General features: G+C 46.9%; 15 protein-coding genes. 14 read left to right on the top strand and 1 reads right to left on the bottom strand.

The genetic code is table 11. The features are described from left to right. The first annotated feature begins 9 nt into the window (after nucleotides 1-9). From JMF81_RS08040 to yqeC, 13 genes are all read left to right on the top strand, one after another. Entirely contained in the window at nucleotides 10-1,278 is a 1,269-nt protein-coding gene (locus tag JMF81_RS08040; RefSeq protein ID WP_201310937.1) for a Y-family DNA polymerase, read from the top strand. Further along, a complete protein-coding gene (locus JMF81_RS08035) occupies nucleotides 1,268-1,609 on the top strand; it encodes a YolD-like family protein (protein WP_243282583.1) in 342 nt (113 codons plus the stop codon). Before JMF81_RS08040 ends, JMF81_RS08035 begins: the two co-directional genes overlap by 11 nt. A 100-nt stretch (nucleotides 1,610-1,709) precedes the next feature. Continuing rightward, the gene (gene ytvI, locus JMF81_RS08030) at nucleotides 1,710-2,780 is read left to right on the top strand and encodes a sporulation integral membrane protein YtvI (protein WP_201310936.1); all 1,071 of its coding nucleotides are present in this window, start codon (nucleotides 1,710-1,712) and stop codon (nucleotides 2,778-2,780) included. A 156-nt stretch (nucleotides 2,781-2,936) separates the two neighbouring features. Continuing rightward, nucleotides 2,937-4,322, top strand: coding sequence for an MATE family efflux transporter (locus JMF81_RS08025; RefSeq protein WP_201310935.1), 1,386 nt, complete (start codon nucleotides 2,937-2,939; stop codon nucleotides 4,320-4,322). A 24-nt stretch (nucleotides 4,323-4,346) separates the two neighbouring features. Further along, complete coding sequence (gene moaA / locus JMF81_RS08020; protein WP_201310934.1) at nucleotides 4,347-5,306, top strand: GTP 3',8-cyclase MoaA; 960 nt, start codon at nucleotides 4,347-4,349, stop codon at nucleotides 5,304-5,306. Between the two features lie 158 nt (nucleotides 5,307-5,464). Then, nucleotides 5,465-6,415, top strand: a complete 951-nt coding sequence (locus JMF81_RS08015; RefSeq protein WP_201310933.1) for an MOSC domain-containing protein — start codon at nucleotides 5,465-5,467, stop codon at nucleotides 6,413-6,415. 3 nt (nucleotides 6,416-6,418) lie between these two features. Then, complete coding sequence (gene modB / locus JMF81_RS08010; protein ID WP_201310932.1) at nucleotides 6,419-7,096, top strand: molybdate ABC transporter permease subunit; 678 nt, start codon at nucleotides 6,419-6,421, stop codon at nucleotides 7,094-7,096. A gap of 10 nt (nucleotides 7,097-7,106) precedes the next feature. Next, nucleotides 7,107-7,787, top strand: coding sequence for a sulfate/molybdate ABC transporter ATP-binding protein (locus JMF81_RS08005; RefSeq protein ID WP_201310931.1), 681 nt, complete (start codon nucleotides 7,107-7,109; stop codon nucleotides 7,785-7,787). Nucleotides 7,788-7,789: 2 nt separating this feature from the next. Then, complete coding sequence (gene modA / locus JMF81_RS08000; protein WP_201310930.1) at nucleotides 7,790-8,602, top strand: molybdate ABC transporter substrate-binding protein; 813 nt, start codon at nucleotides 7,790-7,792, stop codon at nucleotides 8,600-8,602. Nucleotides 8,603-8,615: 13 nt separating this feature from the next. After that, nucleotides 8,616-9,644: a molybdopterin-binding protein gene (locus tag JMF81_RS07995; RefSeq protein WP_201310929.1), complete on the top strand. Its 1,029-nt coding sequence runs from the start codon at nucleotides 8,616-8,618 to the stop codon at nucleotides 9,642-9,644. 1 nt (nucleotide 9,645) lies between these two features. Further along, nucleotides 9,646-10,020: a winged helix-turn-helix domain-containing protein gene (locus JMF81_RS07990; RefSeq protein WP_201310928.1), complete on the top strand. Its 375-nt coding sequence runs from the start codon at nucleotides 9,646-9,648 to the stop codon at nucleotides 10,018-10,020. Nucleotides 10,021-10,037: 17 nt separating this feature from the next. After that, nucleotides 10,038-11,984, top strand: coding sequence for a selenium-dependent molybdenum cofactor biosynthesis protein YqeB (gene yqeB / locus JMF81_RS16910; RefSeq protein ID WP_201310927.1), 1,947 nt, complete (start codon nucleotides 10,038-10,040; stop codon nucleotides 11,982-11,984). 9 nt (nucleotides 11,985-11,993) lie between these two features. Then, nucleotides 11,994-13,400 carry a selenium cofactor biosynthesis protein YqeC gene (yqeC, locus tag JMF81_RS07980; RefSeq protein WP_201310926.1) on the top strand — a complete coding sequence of 469 codons (1,407 nt, stop codon included), beginning with the start codon at nucleotides 11,994-11,996 and terminating at the stop codon, nucleotides 13,398-13,400. Between the two features lie 81 nt (nucleotides 13,401-13,481). Here yqeC and sstT read toward each other — a convergent pair whose 3' ends face one another. Next, on the bottom strand, nucleotides 13,482-14,726 hold the full coding sequence (sstT, locus tag JMF81_RS07975) for a serine/threonine transporter SstT (RefSeq protein WP_201310925.1): 1,245 nt from the start codon (nucleotides 14,724-14,726) through the stop codon (nucleotides 13,482-13,484). Nucleotides 14,727-14,945: 219 nt separating this feature from the next. Here sstT and JMF81_RS07970 point away from each other — a divergent pair, with 219 nt between their 5' ends. Then, nucleotides 14,946-15,932, top strand: a complete 987-nt coding sequence (locus JMF81_RS07970; protein WP_243282582.1) for a D-isomer specific 2-hydroxyacid dehydrogenase family protein — start codon at nucleotides 14,946-14,948, stop codon at nucleotides 15,930-15,932. The last annotated feature ends 7 nt before the right edge of the window (nucleotides 15,933-15,939 follow it).

The raw sequence follows: 15,939 nt of genomic DNA, 5'->3' as shown, positions 1-15,939 counted from the left end.
GAAAATGATATGGGAAAGACAAGAACTTATATCTGCATTGATCTGAAATCTTTTTATGCTTCGGTGGAATGCCGCGAAAGGAATCTGGATCCCATGAGAACGAATCTTGTGGTGGCAGATCCCGAACGGACCGATAAGACCATCTGTCTGGCGGTATCGCCATCGATGAAGGCCATGGGAGTTCCCGGAAGATGCAGGGTTTTTGAGATACCGCGAGGTATTTCCTATATTATGGCGCCGCCCCGGATGCAGCTGTATATTGATTATTCCGCGGAGATTTATTCTGTTTATCTTCGATATATTGCCAGGGAAGATATCCATGTTTACAGTATCGATGAGGTTTTTATGGATGTTACGGATTATCTTTCCCTGTATCAGGCAACGGCAAAAGAACTGTGCAAAAAGATCATGGAAGATGTCCTGAAAACAACGGGAATCCCGGCCGCTGCGGGAATTGGTTCGAACCTCTACCTGGCAAAGATTGCCATGGACATTACAGGGAAACATACATCGGACAGGATCGGCATGCTGGATGAGGATACTTACTGCAGGAGTTTGTGGGATCACCGGCCGCTGACGGATTTCTGGAGGATTGGCTCCGGGATTTCCAGCCGCCTGGAGAAGATTGGAATTCGCACAATGAGAGATATTGCCCACACGAATGAGGATATGCTGTATCGGATGTTTGGAATCGATGCAGAACTTTTGATCGATCATGCCTGGGGCAGGGAAACAGTTACCATGGAAGATATTAAGACATATCAGCCGAAGGCATCTTCTGTTTCCAGCGGACAGGTCTTAAGCCGTGATTATGATTTCAAAGAAGGGAGAATGATCGCAAGGGAAATGGCAGATACCCTCTGTCTGGAGCTGATCGCCGGGAATCTGCTGACGGAATCTGTCACACTTCATGTGGGATATAGCAACCGCCTGGAACACCGGTCAGCCCACGGAACTGTTTCCTTAAGAACTGCAACTGATTCTTCCCGGCAGATCATGGACGCTGTTTCCGGTCTGTATGAACAGATTGTAAATCCTCATATTCCAGTCAGGAGAATCACCCTGACATTTAACCGGGTGTCTGACAGAGACTGCCGCCAGTATGATCTGTTTTATGATGCGGAAGAAGCGGAGAGAGAATACCGGATCCAGAAAACCGTACTGGAGATCAAAAACCGGTTTGGGAAGAACGCTTTGTTCCGGGGAATGGATCTGCAGGAGGGAGCCACAACTTTGGAAAGAAACCGGCAGATTGGAGGTCATAAGAGTGGAACATAGGAAAATGTGCCGTCAGGACAGGGCAAAACAGTTTATGCCCTTTGCGGCGTTAAAAGGATATCCGGAGGCGCTCCGCAGAAAAGAAAAAATCCTCGTGCCAAAGAAAGAGCTGGCGCCGGACTACCAGGAGGAACTGGACCGGGAATTTCAGAAGATTCGGAAAAACGATATGGTAAGTGTGATTTATTTCTGCCATGGAGAGTACAGAAAAATGACAGGCCTTGTCTCAAAAATTGACAAAAATATGAGAAAATTGACAATCGTTCACATGGAAATCCCGCTGAATGACCTGTATGCTGTCCGGAGAGAGGAAGCATCTGCAGATGGTTAATGAAGTTATATAAGGATTTCTTGTTTAAAATTATCTGCGGATAAGAATACAAAAGGATGAAATCTGTCCATAATAGTAAGAAAAAGAAGGAGCGGATTTTATGGACAGAAAGAAACAGTTTCTTATGAATATGGCGTATTATGGCACGATCGCGCTGATTTTGTTTTTGACCGTAAAATATCTTCTGCCGGTGTTTCTGCCATTTGCGGCAGCGGCTGTGATTGCGTGCATTTTAAGCAGGATTCATCAGAAGTTTTTCCGCTGGGTGCCCCTTTCCAGGAAATATACGATGCTTCTGCTGGTCACGGCGGGATACGGACTGATCATCGGAACGGTAATTCTGGCTGTAAAATTATTCCTTCCGATGACAGGAGACTTTCTGGTAAAACTTCCTGAATTTTATCAGGACAAAATGGCGCCGGCCGTGGAAGCGGTATCAGACCGGATCGAACAGATGGCGTTTCGCAAAGATCCGGCAGCGGCGGCACAGATCGGTGAAGCTGTGGACCGGATACTGGAGAAACTGGGACAGGGCTTTACTGAGGCGTCCAGCGGCATCATGCGCAGTCTGCCGGGATATATGGCGAAAATTCCGGCTCTGGTCATTCAGTGGGTTGTCATGATCATTGCTACTTATTTTATTGCCGCGGATTATGACCAGATCATACGGTTTTTAAAGAGAAATCTTCCGGAAAAGGGATGGAATTTGTGCTGTAAAGTGAAAAAATACGGTCTTCATACCATTGCCGCATATCTGAAATCTTATGCTTTGCTGATGCTTTTGACTTTTGTGCAATTATGGGCAGGCTTATGGCTGCTCCGGATTCCCTATGCGGGATGGATTTCTTTTGGAATCGCGGTATTTGATATTCTTCCGATTGTTGGAACGGGAGGCATTCTTCTCCCATGGGCGGCGGTCAGCGGTTTTCTGGGGAACTATTCTCTGGCGGCGGGAATCCTGATATTATATGTTGTGATTACTGTGATCCGCAACATTCTGGAACCGAAGATTGTCGGGAAACAGATCGGACTGCACCCTCTGGCGGCTTTGATCTCCATGTTTGCAGGAGCCAGACTTGCCGGGGTCACCGGTCTGTTTCTTTTTCCGGCTGCATTGATTTTATGGATGAATATCAGAGATGAAACAGCGTCACGCATCAAAATAAAATAAATCTTTGAATTTTTTATTCAAAATAGCACAAAGAATGGATTCTGATTTACAGCAAAGTCAAGAAGGAGAGTGTTTCAGGTTCTCTTCTTTTTTTCTTCCCTTTTTGCCGGTTTTGTATATAATAGTAATGGTACAAAAAGAGAAGGAATGAAAAAGATGTTAAAAAGACAAAAGAAAAAAGAATCAAAAATTCAATGGAAAACTTTTTACAAAGCTGTATTTGCCCTGGTCATTCCCATGGCTTTGCAGAATCTGATCAATGTAGGAGTTACCGCCACCGATGTAGTCATGCTTGGACGAGTTGGAGAGAAAGTCCTGTCCGGCGCCTCTCTGGCAGGGCAGATCCAGTACATTATGACCCTGTTTCTGTTTGGGCTGACCTCAGGAGCTACTGTGCTGACAGCCCAGTACTGGGGAAAAGGCGACCGAAGGACCATAGAAAAGATTCTTGCTCTGGGGATCAAAGCGTCACTGATGGTAACTGCCGTTTTCATGATTGCAGCGCTGACTGTCCCGGGACTTTTAATGAAGATTTTTACCAATGATCCCCAGGTGATTGCTGAGGGCGTCAAATATCTTCGGATTGTTGCCTGGTCTTATATTCTCATCGGAATTACGCAGGTTTACCTTTATACTATGCGGAGTGTAGAGCGGGTCATGATTGCGACAGTCGTGTATTTGTGTTCCCTTATCTGCAATATTATATTAAATTCTGTTTTTATTTTCGGGCTGCTGGGGTTCCCTGCCATGGGAATTCAGGGAGCGGCGCTGGCGACTCTTATATCGAGATGTCTGGAACTTCTTCTGGTTTTTCTGTATGCCAGATTTTATAACCGGGAGATCCGGGTCAGAGCCCGTTATCTGCTTCATACAGAGAAAGTTCTGATTCGGGATTTTCTGGTGTATTCTATACCAGTTGTATTAAATGAAGTTATGTGGGGATTCGGAACTTCCGCCAATACGGCAGTGCTTGGACATCTTGGAAGCGCGGCCATCGCGGCAAATTCTGTGGCTCAGGTTGCAAGACAGCTGGCAACAGTTGTCGCCTTCGGACTTTCCAATGCAACAGCGATCTATCTGGGGAAAACCATCGGAGAGCAGAAAATGGAACTGGCGAAAGCCTGTTCCAGACGATTTATCGTTCTGAGCGTTGTTATGGGACTTGCCGGAGGTCTTCTGATTCTGGCGGCGACTCCTCTGGCCGTTTCGGCTCTGTCACTGACTGCACAGGCCAAAGAATATTTAAAAATCATGTTCCTTGTTATGTCGTATTTTGTCGTTGCACAGGCTTATAACACGACAATGGTCGTCGGAATTTTCCGGGCGGGAGGAGATACCAGGTTTGGACTGATCCTGGATGTTTCCACTATGTGGGGATGCTCGATTCTGCTGGGAGCCCTTGCGGCTTTCGTTTGGAAATGGAGTGTTCCGGCGGTTTATGTACTTTTGATGAGTGATGAACTTATTAAAGTTCCAGTGACTACAATCCGGTACCGGAAGTATATCTGGCTCAGGAATGTAACAAGATCGGAAATCCAGTAGAGAGATAAAATAGGAGATCATAAGATGGAAGACCAGTTTCACAGAAACATTGACTATTTACGAATATCGGTTACCGAACAGTGCAATCTGCGCTGCCGTTACTGCCGGCCTGAACCCGTTGATGCAGCGGATTTGGACTGCCTGACCTGTGATGAGATGCTGAAACTCTGCCGGATTTTCCTTCAGCTGGGAATCCGGAAGTTTAAAATCACCGGAGGGGAGCCTCTGATTCGCCGGGGCATCATGGATTTTTTGAAAGAATTGAAAGCGCTTCCCAAAACCGGCCAGGTTACCGTAACGACCAATGGAGTCCTGCTTGAATCCTTTGCGGCACAGATGGCACAGACAGGGATTGACGGCATCAATGTCAGCGTTGATTCTCTGGATCAGAAAAAGTATGAACAGATTACAGGCAAAGACTGTCTTTTTGATGTGCTTCAGGGGATCTGCGCCGCAGAGGAAGCAGGCATCCCGATAAAAATCAATAAAGTGATTCTGCCGGAAGATACCATGGAGGATCTGCTGCCGTTTTTTCAGATCATGAAAGAACGCAGGATCCCAGTCCGGCTGATTGAGCAGATGCCCCTGGGTTCCTGCAGATACACAGAACCAAAACTGACGGGAGAAAAGATTTTAAAGGAGATCAGGGACAAGGGATGGAGTGTGAAAAAGGTGGACGCCCAGATAGGAAACGGCCCTGCGGTTTATTATCAGATGGAAGGATATCAGGGGTATCTGGGATTGATCGAGGCTTTACATCATAATTTCTGCGGAGAATGCAACCGGATCAGACTGTTGTCAGACGGATCTCTTAAATCCTGCCTGTATTATCCGCCGGTGCTGTCTTTAAAAGATCTGATTCGGACGGGGGCCGCGGATACTGAAATGGCGCAGAAGATCCGGGAAGCGGTTTTTTGCAAACCGCGTTCTCATCATTTTCTGGAAAAACCATCAGATGAAAAGATGTACCGGATCGGGGGATGAACTCTTTTATCAGAAGATGCTTTTCTTTGTCTTGTGCTCTTGTGAAAAGATTGGTATAATAATGTCAGATAATAGAATAATTATGAAACAAAGCGGTGAGAAGCCGCTTTGTTTCATGGAAGCGTTATTCTCAAGTGAGAATAACGAAAAGGAGGAATATGAAAGGTTATGTAAAAGCAGTCTGTATCAGCAAAGAGCGGGGTACAGTGAAACAAAATGTAAAAAAAGCTGTATTAAAAGAACAGTACGGTCTGGAGGGGGATGCGCATGCTGGAAAATGGCACCGGCAGGTCAGCCTGCTGAGTCAGGATAAAGTAGAGGAATTTAATCAGAAGGGAGGTATGGCCGGACCGGGTGATTTCGGAGAAAATATTCTCCTGGAAGGAATTGATCTGGCGGCGCTCCCTGTGGGAACGATTCTGGAGTGCGGCACAGCCAGGCTTAAGATCACTCAGATTGGGAAAGAATGCCATCACCACTGTGAGATTTATCAGAGAGTGGGAGATTGTATCATGCCTCGGGAAGGAATTTTTGCGGAGGTCTTATCCGGAGGGGAAATTACTGTAGGCGATCAGATCCGGGTCACGTCTCAGCCGGAAGATGATCCGCTGACAGCAGCCGTCATCACATTAAGCGATAAGGGATTTGCTGGAGAGCGCAAAGATACCAGCGGTCCGAGAGCTGCTAAAATCCTCAGAGAGTACGGATATGAAGTAGTAGAAGAGGTTCTGCTGCCGGATGAGCAGAAAAAGATCGAAAAAGAATTGATCCGCCTGAGTGACAGCCGCCAGGTTAGTCTGATTCTGACCACCGGAGGCACCGGATTTTCTATGAGAGACCGCACCCCGGAGGCGACCCTGGCAGTAGCAGACCGGCAGGCTCCCGGCATCGCCGAAGCGATCCGTGCCGGATCCATGGAGATCACCAAACGGGCCATGCTTTCCCGCGGCGTGTCTGTCATACGCGGACGGACGCTGATCATCAATCTGCCTGGAAGCGAGAAGGCGGTTGCGGAATCTTTGTCATTTATCATGGACAGCCTGGAACACGGAATCAGAATTTTAAGAGGCACGGCATCCGAATGCGGAGCGGCCTGTAAGGAGAAATAGTCTATGGATTTTTCACCAATTATCATATCAATGAAAACAGCAGCGGTTACGATCCTGATCACATTTGTACTGGGACTGCTGGCGGCCAGGGGCGTTTTTTACCGAAAGAAAGAGGCGTCTAAAATCCTGTGGGACGGCATTTTTACAATGCCGCTGGTTCTTCCGCCTACAGTGGCAGGATTCTTTCTGCTCTATATTTTTGGCTCTTACGGCCCGGTGGGAAGTTTTTTTCGGGATGTTTTCGGAATAAAAATCGCTTTTTCCTGGGGAGCCACGGTGCTTGCCGCAGTAGTGATATCATTTCCTCTTATGTACCGGTCGGCCAGAGGCGCTCTGGAACAGATCGATCAGGATCTGATTTTTGCGGCCAGGACACTGGGAATGAGTGAATGGAGCATTTTTTTCAAAATCATGATACCAAACGCTCTCCCCGGAATTATTTCCGGCGGTGTGCTTGCTTTTGCCAGGGGTCTGGGTGAATTCGGCGCCACAGCCATGATCGCGGGAAATATTCCGGGAAAGACCCGGACCCTTCCGCTGGCGGTATATTCCGAGACAGCTGCGGGAAATATGGATGAAGCCTATCAGTATGTTATGGTGATCGTTGCCATCTGTTTTGTGATGGTAGTCGGAATGAATGTTTATCTTGTTTGGGAAAAGAAAAAACAGAGCGAAGGATAGAAGAGATTGTATGGAACTTGAGATCAGAATTCGGAAAAATTTAAAGGAATTTACGCTAAAGGCAGACTTTGTGATCCATGATGGATGCACCGGCCTGATGGGGCCTTCCGGAAGCGGGAAAAGTATGACGTTAAAATGCATCGCGGGGATTGAAACACCGGACGAGGGACGGATTCTCCTAGATGGGAAATCTTTGTTTGATTCCGGAAAAAAAATCAATCTGCCGCCCCAGAAGAGGAAGATTGGCTATCTGTTTCAAGGGTACGCCTTGTTTCCCAATATGACGGTGGAAGAAAATGTACAGTGCGGCCTGAAGGCAAAAAAAATGCCGAAGGGGCAGATCAAAGAACGCGTGGAAGAAATGCTGGAAAGATTTCAGATCCGGGAACTGGCAAAAAGATATCCGAGGCAGCTGTCCGGCGGACAAAAACAGAGAACGGCCATTGCCAGACTTATGGCCTATGAACCAGAGGTCATTCTCCTGGATGAACCGCTGTCAGCGCTGGATGAAGAATTGCGAGAAGAACTGCAGCAGGAATTATCCCAAATGCTTGCAGATTTTCAGAAGCCGTCCATTCTGGTAAGCCACGATGCAGAGGAAGTGCGGCGGCTTTGTCAAAAACAATATACAATCAGGGAGGGACGCATTCAGCCATATGCAGATTTCCCGCAGAAGAAAGGAAGGTTATAAATATGAGAAAGCTGAAAAATGTGATAACGGCCGGAATTCTGGCTGCAGCAATGGCCCTGGGAGCTGTCGGATGTCAGAGCGGAGGAGGTTCCTCAGATGGCAGTTCCAGTGAAGAATCCGTAACATTATCCATTGCGGCGGCGGCCAGTCTGGAGAAATGTTATACAGAAAAGCTGATTCCTATGTTTGAGAAGGAACATTCTAATGTTAAGGTGGAGGGAACTTATGACAGTTCCGGAAAACTCCAGACTCAGATTGAACAGGGAATGGAAGCGGATGTATTTATGTCTGCGGCAACAGAACAGATGGATAACCTGGTGGACGAAGATTACATTTCCAAAGATGATGTTGTAGATCTGCTGGAGAACAAACTGGTTCTCATTGTTCCGGCAAAGAATGCCAATGAAGATATCACTTCATTTGAGACAGCGGCAAAAGCAGAAACCATCGCAGTGGGAGATCCGGAAAGCGTTCCGGCGGGACAGTACGCCAAAGAAGCGTTTACCAATCTTAATATGTGGGATGATGTCAACAGCAAGGCAAGTTTTGGAACCAATGTAACAGAAGTCTTAAACTGGGTGGCAAAAGGAAGCGCTGAGTGCGGTGTTGTATATGCCACAGATGCCGCAAGCACAGATGACGTCAAAGCAGTGGCAGAAGCTCCTGAGGATGCTTTGAAAACGCCGGTCATCTATCCTGTAGCATCTTTAAAGAACAGCAAAAACAAAGAAACGGCAGATGAATTCGTGAAATTCCTTCAGACAGACGAAGCTCTGGATGTATTTAAATCTTACGGATTCACGATCAATCAATAGAAGGGTGAAATCAATGAAGCTGATAGAAACAAGAAAAGCGGCAGGGACGGTACTCTGTCATGATATTACACAGATCATCCGTGGGGTCACCAAGGATGCAAGATTTCGAAAAGGACACATTGTGACGGAGGAGGATATTCCGGTTCTTTTATCTCTTGGAAAAGACCATCTTTATGTATGGGAAGCAGGAGATGATATGCTCCATGAAAATGACGCGGCTGAGATTCTATGCAGAGCCTGTAAAAATGACGGAATGGCAAGATCTGAAGTAAAAGAAGGAAAGGTTGAACTGACAGCAGAACATGACGGCCTTTTTAAAGTGGATAAGGAACGTTTGCTAAAGATCAATTCTCTTGGACAGATGATGATTGCATCCCGTCATGGAAATACACCGGTGAAAAAAGGAGATAAACTGGCCGGAACGAGAATCATCCCTTTGGTGATCGAGAAAGAGAAGATGGAGCCGGTAAAACAGATTGCGAAAGAAGGCCCGATTCTGTCACTGCTTCCATATCAGCCGAAAAAGGCAGCGGTGATCACTACGGGAAATGAGGTTTATTTTGGACGGATCAGAGATACGTTTACACCGGTCATTGAAGAAAAATTAAAAGAATACGGCGCTGAAATCGCAGAGCATATCGTGCTCCCGGATGACCATAAACAGGTTACCCGGGCAATTCTCAGAGCCTTGGACAATGGAGCCCAGATGGTCTTATGTACCGGAGGCATGAGTGTGGATCCGGATGACCAGACGCCGCTGGCCATAAAGAATACTGGCGCGGATATTGTTTCCTACGGGGCGCCGGTGCTTCCGGGCGCTATGTTCCTGCTGGCGTATTACGGCAAAAACAGGATTCCGGTTATGGGACTTCCAGGATGTGTCATGTATTCAAAAAGAACGATTTTTGACCTGGTCCTGCCGCGGATCATAGCAGACGACCCGGTCACTGCAGAAGAACTGGAATCTCTGGGAGAGGGCGGATTCTGCCTTGGATGTGAAATCTGTACCTATCCGAACTGCGGATTTGGAAAGGGATGGTAGGATGAAAAGAGAGCATATGCCGGCAAAATTTGATCTCCGGCTGCGGGTTTTTTCCGAAGAGCCGGCGTTTGGAAAAGGCGTTGCCCAGCTGATGCGTCTGGTGGCGCAGAAAGGTTCTCTTTCGGCGGCCTATAAGGAAATGGGGATGGCGGCAAGCAAGGCATGGAAAATCGTAAGAAGGGCGGAAGCGGACCTTGGATTTCCGCTGATGGAGAGTGTATCCGGCGGAAAATCCGGAGGATTTTCCCAGCTTACACCAGAAGGAGAAGATCTTTTGAAACGGTATGAGGAATTTCAGGAAGAAGTTTATAAAGCCGCCAGACAATCTTTTGTGAAACATTTCGGAAATCATGATACAATAGAGAAAAATCTATGAATCCGAAGGAGTAATTGATGAAAGAATTAGTGATCGTGCGGGGCGGCGGAGATATTGCGACCGGCACTATTTATAAACTGGTAAAAAGCGGGTTTCGCGTTCTTGTGCTGGAGACTGCAGCCCCGTCTGCCATCCGGAGAAATGTGGCCTTTTCTGAGGCAGTTTATGACGGAATTTCCAAAGTCGAAGATATGACCTGCCGGCTGGCAGCAACTTATGAGGAAGCAGAAAAAATCATGGAGCAGGGGGATCCTGCGCTGATGATCGATCCGGAGGGAAAGTGTCTGGAATATCTGAAACCACTGGCGCTGGTGGACGCTATTCTGGCGAAGAAAAATCTCGGCACCCGCCGGGATATGGCGCCGGTTACCATTGGTCTCGGTCCCGGTTTTACGGCGGGAAAGGATGTTGACGCAGTAATTGAGACCAAAAGGGGACACCGGCTGGGAAGAGTGATCCGGGAGGGGAAAGCCATTGCCAATACCGGAATTCCGGGCGTTATCGCAGGCGTTGGGAAAGACAGAGTCATCCACTCTCCGGAAGCGGGAATTCTCCGTAATGTCTGTCATATTACGGATACGGTAAAAAAAGGTCAGACCATCGCCCGTATCGAAACGGAACATGGAACTGTAGATATTCCAGCCACGATCGATGGGCTTTTGAGGGGCCTGATTCGGGATCAATATCCGGTGACTAAAGGGTTTAAAATTGCGGATATCGACCCGAGAATCGAAGAATATAATAATTGTTTTACTATTTCTGACAAGGCGCGCTGTATCGGAGGCGGCGTACTGGAAGCGATTTTAACGCTTCAGTCAGAACGTGAAACGATCAAAGAAGGCCTATATGCGGATTATGCAGCAACCAATCCGGCAAAGCCGCGGCAGGTAAAAGAAGCCGTATGGAAAGCCATGTCCTATGGAAATGCAGGACGGGGCGTACACAGGGCCTCCCTTGCGGCATCCAGAAATATTTTTCAGGTCAGACAGACAGCTGCGGAGTTTTTCCAGTGCAGCCGTCCGGAGCAGGTGTCTTTTACCAGCGGAATTACGGCCAGTCTGAACATTGCGCTGAAGGGGATTCTGAATCCGGGAGATCATGTGATCACGACATATATGGAACATAACAGTGTCTTAAGACCCCTTTATGAATTAGAAAAAGAGGGAATCTCCTTAACCATTACATCTCCGGATGCAGAATCCATTGCCAGAGAGATACGGGAGAATACAAGGATGGTTGTTATGGCACATGGCTCCAATGTAACCGGTGAAGTTTTTGATATCCAAAACGTTGGAAAACTGTGCCGTGAGAACGGAATCGTATTTGTGGCAGATACAGCCCAGACTGCCGGAATTTTCCCGATTTCCATGGAAAAGGATAACATCGATGTCTTATGCTTTGCCGGGCACAAAGCACTGCTTGGACCTCAGGGAGTCGGAGGATTATGCGTCAGGGAAGGAATAAAAATACGGCCTCTTCTGACCGGAGGAAGCGGATTTGATTCTTTTTCCAGGACACACCCGGAAAGAATGCCGGAAGCTTTGGAAGCCGGGACCTTAAACGGTCCGGGAATTGCCGGGCTGGAGGCCGGAATCCGTTATCTTATGTCAGAAGGTCTGGACCAGATCCGCATGAAAGAACAGGAAAATATAAAGCTTTTTTATCAGCTGATCAAAAACATACCTGACATCAGAATTTATGGAATGAGGGATGATTCGGATTTTACAAAGCGTACCGCTGTGCTGTCCTGCAATCTTGGAAGTTATTCATCATCTGAAGTCAGCGATGAACTGGCGGAACGATTCGGCATTCAGACCCGTTCCGGCGCTCACTGCGCGCCACTGGTCCATGAATATTACAAAACAAAAGAGCAGGGCATGGTTCGTTTTAGTTTCGGATATGATACAACGGAAGAAGAAATCCGTTTTGCGGCAGACGCCCTGAATCAGCTGGCAGTGGAGTAGGAGGGAGATATGGTAATTGCGGTTGCAGGATCCGGAGGGAAAACGACCCGGATCCATAAACTAAGGGATCAATGGCTGTCACAGGGGAAAACAGTGTTTGTTGGAACAACAACACATATGAAGATAGAAAAAGAGACGATTCTGGATCCTTCCATAGAAGAGATAAAAGAACAGCTGGAAAAGAAAAACTACTGTATGGCAGGAACCAGCATTGCAGGAACCCAGAAGATCGGTCCCCTTCCAGATGAAATTTTAAAACAGGCGGCAGATTTTGCGGACGCTGCATTGATTGAGGCAGATGGATCCAGGGGACTGCCGGTGAAATATCCGGATTCTTACGAACCGGTCATTCCGGATTTTGCAGATGAGATTCAGATTGTCACGGGCCTTTCCGCTCTGGGCAGGACATGCAGGGAGGCGTCCCACCGAAAAGATCTGGTTCTTCAGTGTCTTGGCATAAAAGAAGATGACATCCTTGAGCCGGTTCATCTGCAGAGACTGGTAACGGAAGGTTATGTAAATCCGCTTCGCAGACGGCATCCCAGTGCGAGGGTACGGGTCTGCCCGGGACAGGTTAATACTTTATATGAAAAGGTTATTGCCCGATTTCTTCAGGAAGAAAAAGATGTGTCTCTGATACAAAAAGAATGGTTTTCTTCCCAGCCGAAACTGATTATTTTCGGAGCAGGTCATGTGGCGCGGCAGCTCTTGAAATTGGCCGGATTTCTGGATTTTTACACCATTGTTCTGGATGATCGGGAAGAGTTTGCCAATCGTGAGAAGCTGCCGGAAGCAGATGAAGTTTACTGCTGTGATTTCCAGAAAGCGGAAGAATATCTTCCGGAAGGAGATCAGCATTATTATGTGGTTGTTACAAGAGGACATGCAGGAGATGAAATCTGTGTAAAAAAAGTGCTTGCCAGATCCTATGCTTATCTGGGTATGATCGGAAGCAGAAAAAAGGTAAAAGCAGCCTTTGAATCTCTGGAGGCGCAGGGGTTTTCCAAAGAAGCTGTGGAAGGAATCCATGCCCCGATCGGACTTGCCATCGGAGCCAGAACGCCGGAAGAGATTGCGGTAAGCATTGCTGCGGAACTGATTCAGATCAAAAATCAGGGAACTGTCAGTACGATGACAAAAGAACTTCTGGAGACGCAGGAAAACGGTGTCTTATGTATTATCATAAAAAAAAGCGGATCATCTCCGAGAGGAGTCGGCAGTATGATGCTGGTGTGCAAAGATAAGGTCATTGGCAGTATAGGCGGCGGAGCTTTGGAAAACGAAGTAATCCGGACAGCGCCCCAAATCAGCCAAATCACAGTACGGGATTTTTCACTGTCCAATGAGGAAAGCGCGAATCTGGGCATGATCTGCGGAGGGACAAATCAGATTTTATTTGTTCCGATCTGTCAATAACAAGAAAAAAAGAACGAATGCCGATGCTCCGGGTATTTGCCGGACTCTGTGGGATTCGTTCTTTTTTTCTTCTTTTGTCTTCTATTTTTTGGACTGTTTTGGTACCAGGACGATGTTTTCGCCGGCTTTTTTGCGGTTATACAGTTCGGCTGTGGCTGTCATCAGTACATCAGAAGATGAATTCAGAGCAGTTTCCATAGAATCCTGGATTACTCCGATGATGAATCCAACGCCGACCACCTGCATGGCAATATCATTTGGAATGCCAAAGAGAGAACATGCCAGAGGAATCAAAAGCAGAGATCCACCGGCAACTCCGGAAGCTCCGCATGCAGATGCTGTCGCAAGGACACTCAGGATTACAGCGGTTGGAATGTCCACGGAAATGCCAAGAGTATGGGCTGCAGCCAGAGACATAACAGTAATCGTAACAGCGGCTCCGTCCATATTGATGGTAGCTCCCAGAGGAATGGAGACAGAGTAGCTGTCTTTGTTCAGTCCAAGGCGTTCGCATAAATCCATATTCATTGGAATATTCGCGGCGGAACTTCTTGTGAAGAATGCCGTGATTCCGCTTTCTCTCAAACATTTGAATACCAGAGGATACGGATTTTTTCTAAGACAGACAAATACAAGCAGTGGATTGGAAATCAGGGCACATACGATCATACATCCGATCAGCAGGGCAAGCAGGCGGCCATAATCTGTAAAAATAGACAGGCCATTGGATGAAACAGTATCAAATACCAGTCCCATAATACCAAACGGCGCACATGCGATAATCCAGTGAACGGCTTTGGTCACCGCATCGGAAACATCCTGCAGAAACTGTTTGGTGGAATCAGAAGCAAATTTCAGGGCAATACCAAACATGACGGCCCATGCAAGAATTCCGATATAGTTTGCATTGGCAAGAGCGTCGATTGGATTGGATACGATATTCATCAGAAGATTTTTCAGCACTTCCGCGACTCCGCTTGGAGGGGTTACATCAGATGCCGCTTCCGCAAGGGTTAATGTCTGCGGAAACAGAAAGCTTCCAAGAACAGCTACAAAAGCTCCGAGGAAGGTGCTGATGATATACAGGATAATGACGGTCCGCATGTTCTGGGCGCCGCCTTCTTTTGCGTTTGCCAGAGAGGACATAACCAGAACAAATACAAGGATCGGGGCAACTGCCCGGAGAGCGCCTACAAATAAATCTCCCAGAATGGCGATGGCAGCCGCTTTGGGAGCTGCGATTCCGAGAATCGCGCCTAAGATCAATCCGATTACAATCCGGGTGATCAGGCTTAGACTGCTCCATTTTGAGATCAGGTTTTTCATGATATTTCCTTCTTTCGTTTTTATTTTTTGTGTCTTTTATCAGAATGGAAAAAGACAATACTTTGCTATTATAATGATTTCACGGGAAACCGTCAATGAGTCCTGTCGAAAAAATGTCGTTTTTTCGAAAACGGTTGTTCGTCTCAGGAGTGCATTGTAGGATCACAGAAGAAATGCTATAATAGTCCGGAGCAAAAAAACGGAGAAAGAAGGCTGAAAATGACAATGAAAATCGCGGTATTTAACTGCAGACCGGATGAACGTGGTCTCTTTGAATTTTATAAACAAAAATACAATATAGAACTGGCAGTCACATCAGAGACACCGACATTTGAAAACTGTTCCTTTGTAAAGGGATGTCAGGCTGTCAGCATTATTACAACACCTGTGAACAGGGATCTTCTGCAGGCGTGGAAAGAAGAAGGAATTCAGGCGGTATCCACGAGAACCGTCGGATATGATCATATTAATCTGGAAGCCGCAGAAGAATTGGGAATTCCAGTATCTAATGTAAGTTATACTCCGCATACTGTGGCAGAATATACAGTTATGGCCATATTAATGACCATACGCCGGATGAAAACCATTCTTACTCGATATCAGGTGCAGGATTATTCTCTGACAGATGTCAGGGGGAAAGAATTGAGAAATATGACGGTTGGAGTCGTAGGAACCGGCAAGATCGGGGAACAGGTTATCCGTAATCTGAGTGGATTTGGATGCAGGATCCTGGCACATGATCCGTTCCCGAAAGATTCTCTGCAGGGAACTGTTCATTATACAAATCTGGAAGAATTGTGGAGAGAATGTGATATTTTGACGTTTCATACTCCGGCTTCCCGAGAGACCTGTCATATGGTCAATCATGACACCTTAAGACAGATGAAGAAGGGCGTGATCCTGATCAATATGGCAAGAGGATCTCTGATTGATACAGCCGCTTTGATTGAGGCCCTGGATCAGGGAATCGTATCAGCTGCAGCGCTGGACGTACTGGAACATGAAAGCGGAATTTACTATCAGGATTACAAATATGCTGCGGTAAACCATCATGATATGGCTGTATTAAAGACTATGCCCAACGTATTGATGACGCCTCATACGGCATTTTTTACAGACGAGGCAGTCTCTGATATGATCCGCTGTTCTATTGAAAGCTGTATGGCGGAAGTCCAGGGGGAAACGGATCCGGGAAGGATAGGTTAAAGGAGAC

Origin of the sequence: Anaerostipes butyraticus, assembly GCF_016586355.1 — a bacterium.
Classification (GTDB): Bacteria; Bacillota; Clostridia; order Lachnospirales; family Lachnospiraceae; genus Anaerostipes; species Anaerostipes butyraticus.
The sequence above is the reverse complement of the archived record's forward strand: the minus strand, read 5'-3'. Positions and strand labels throughout refer to the sequence as shown.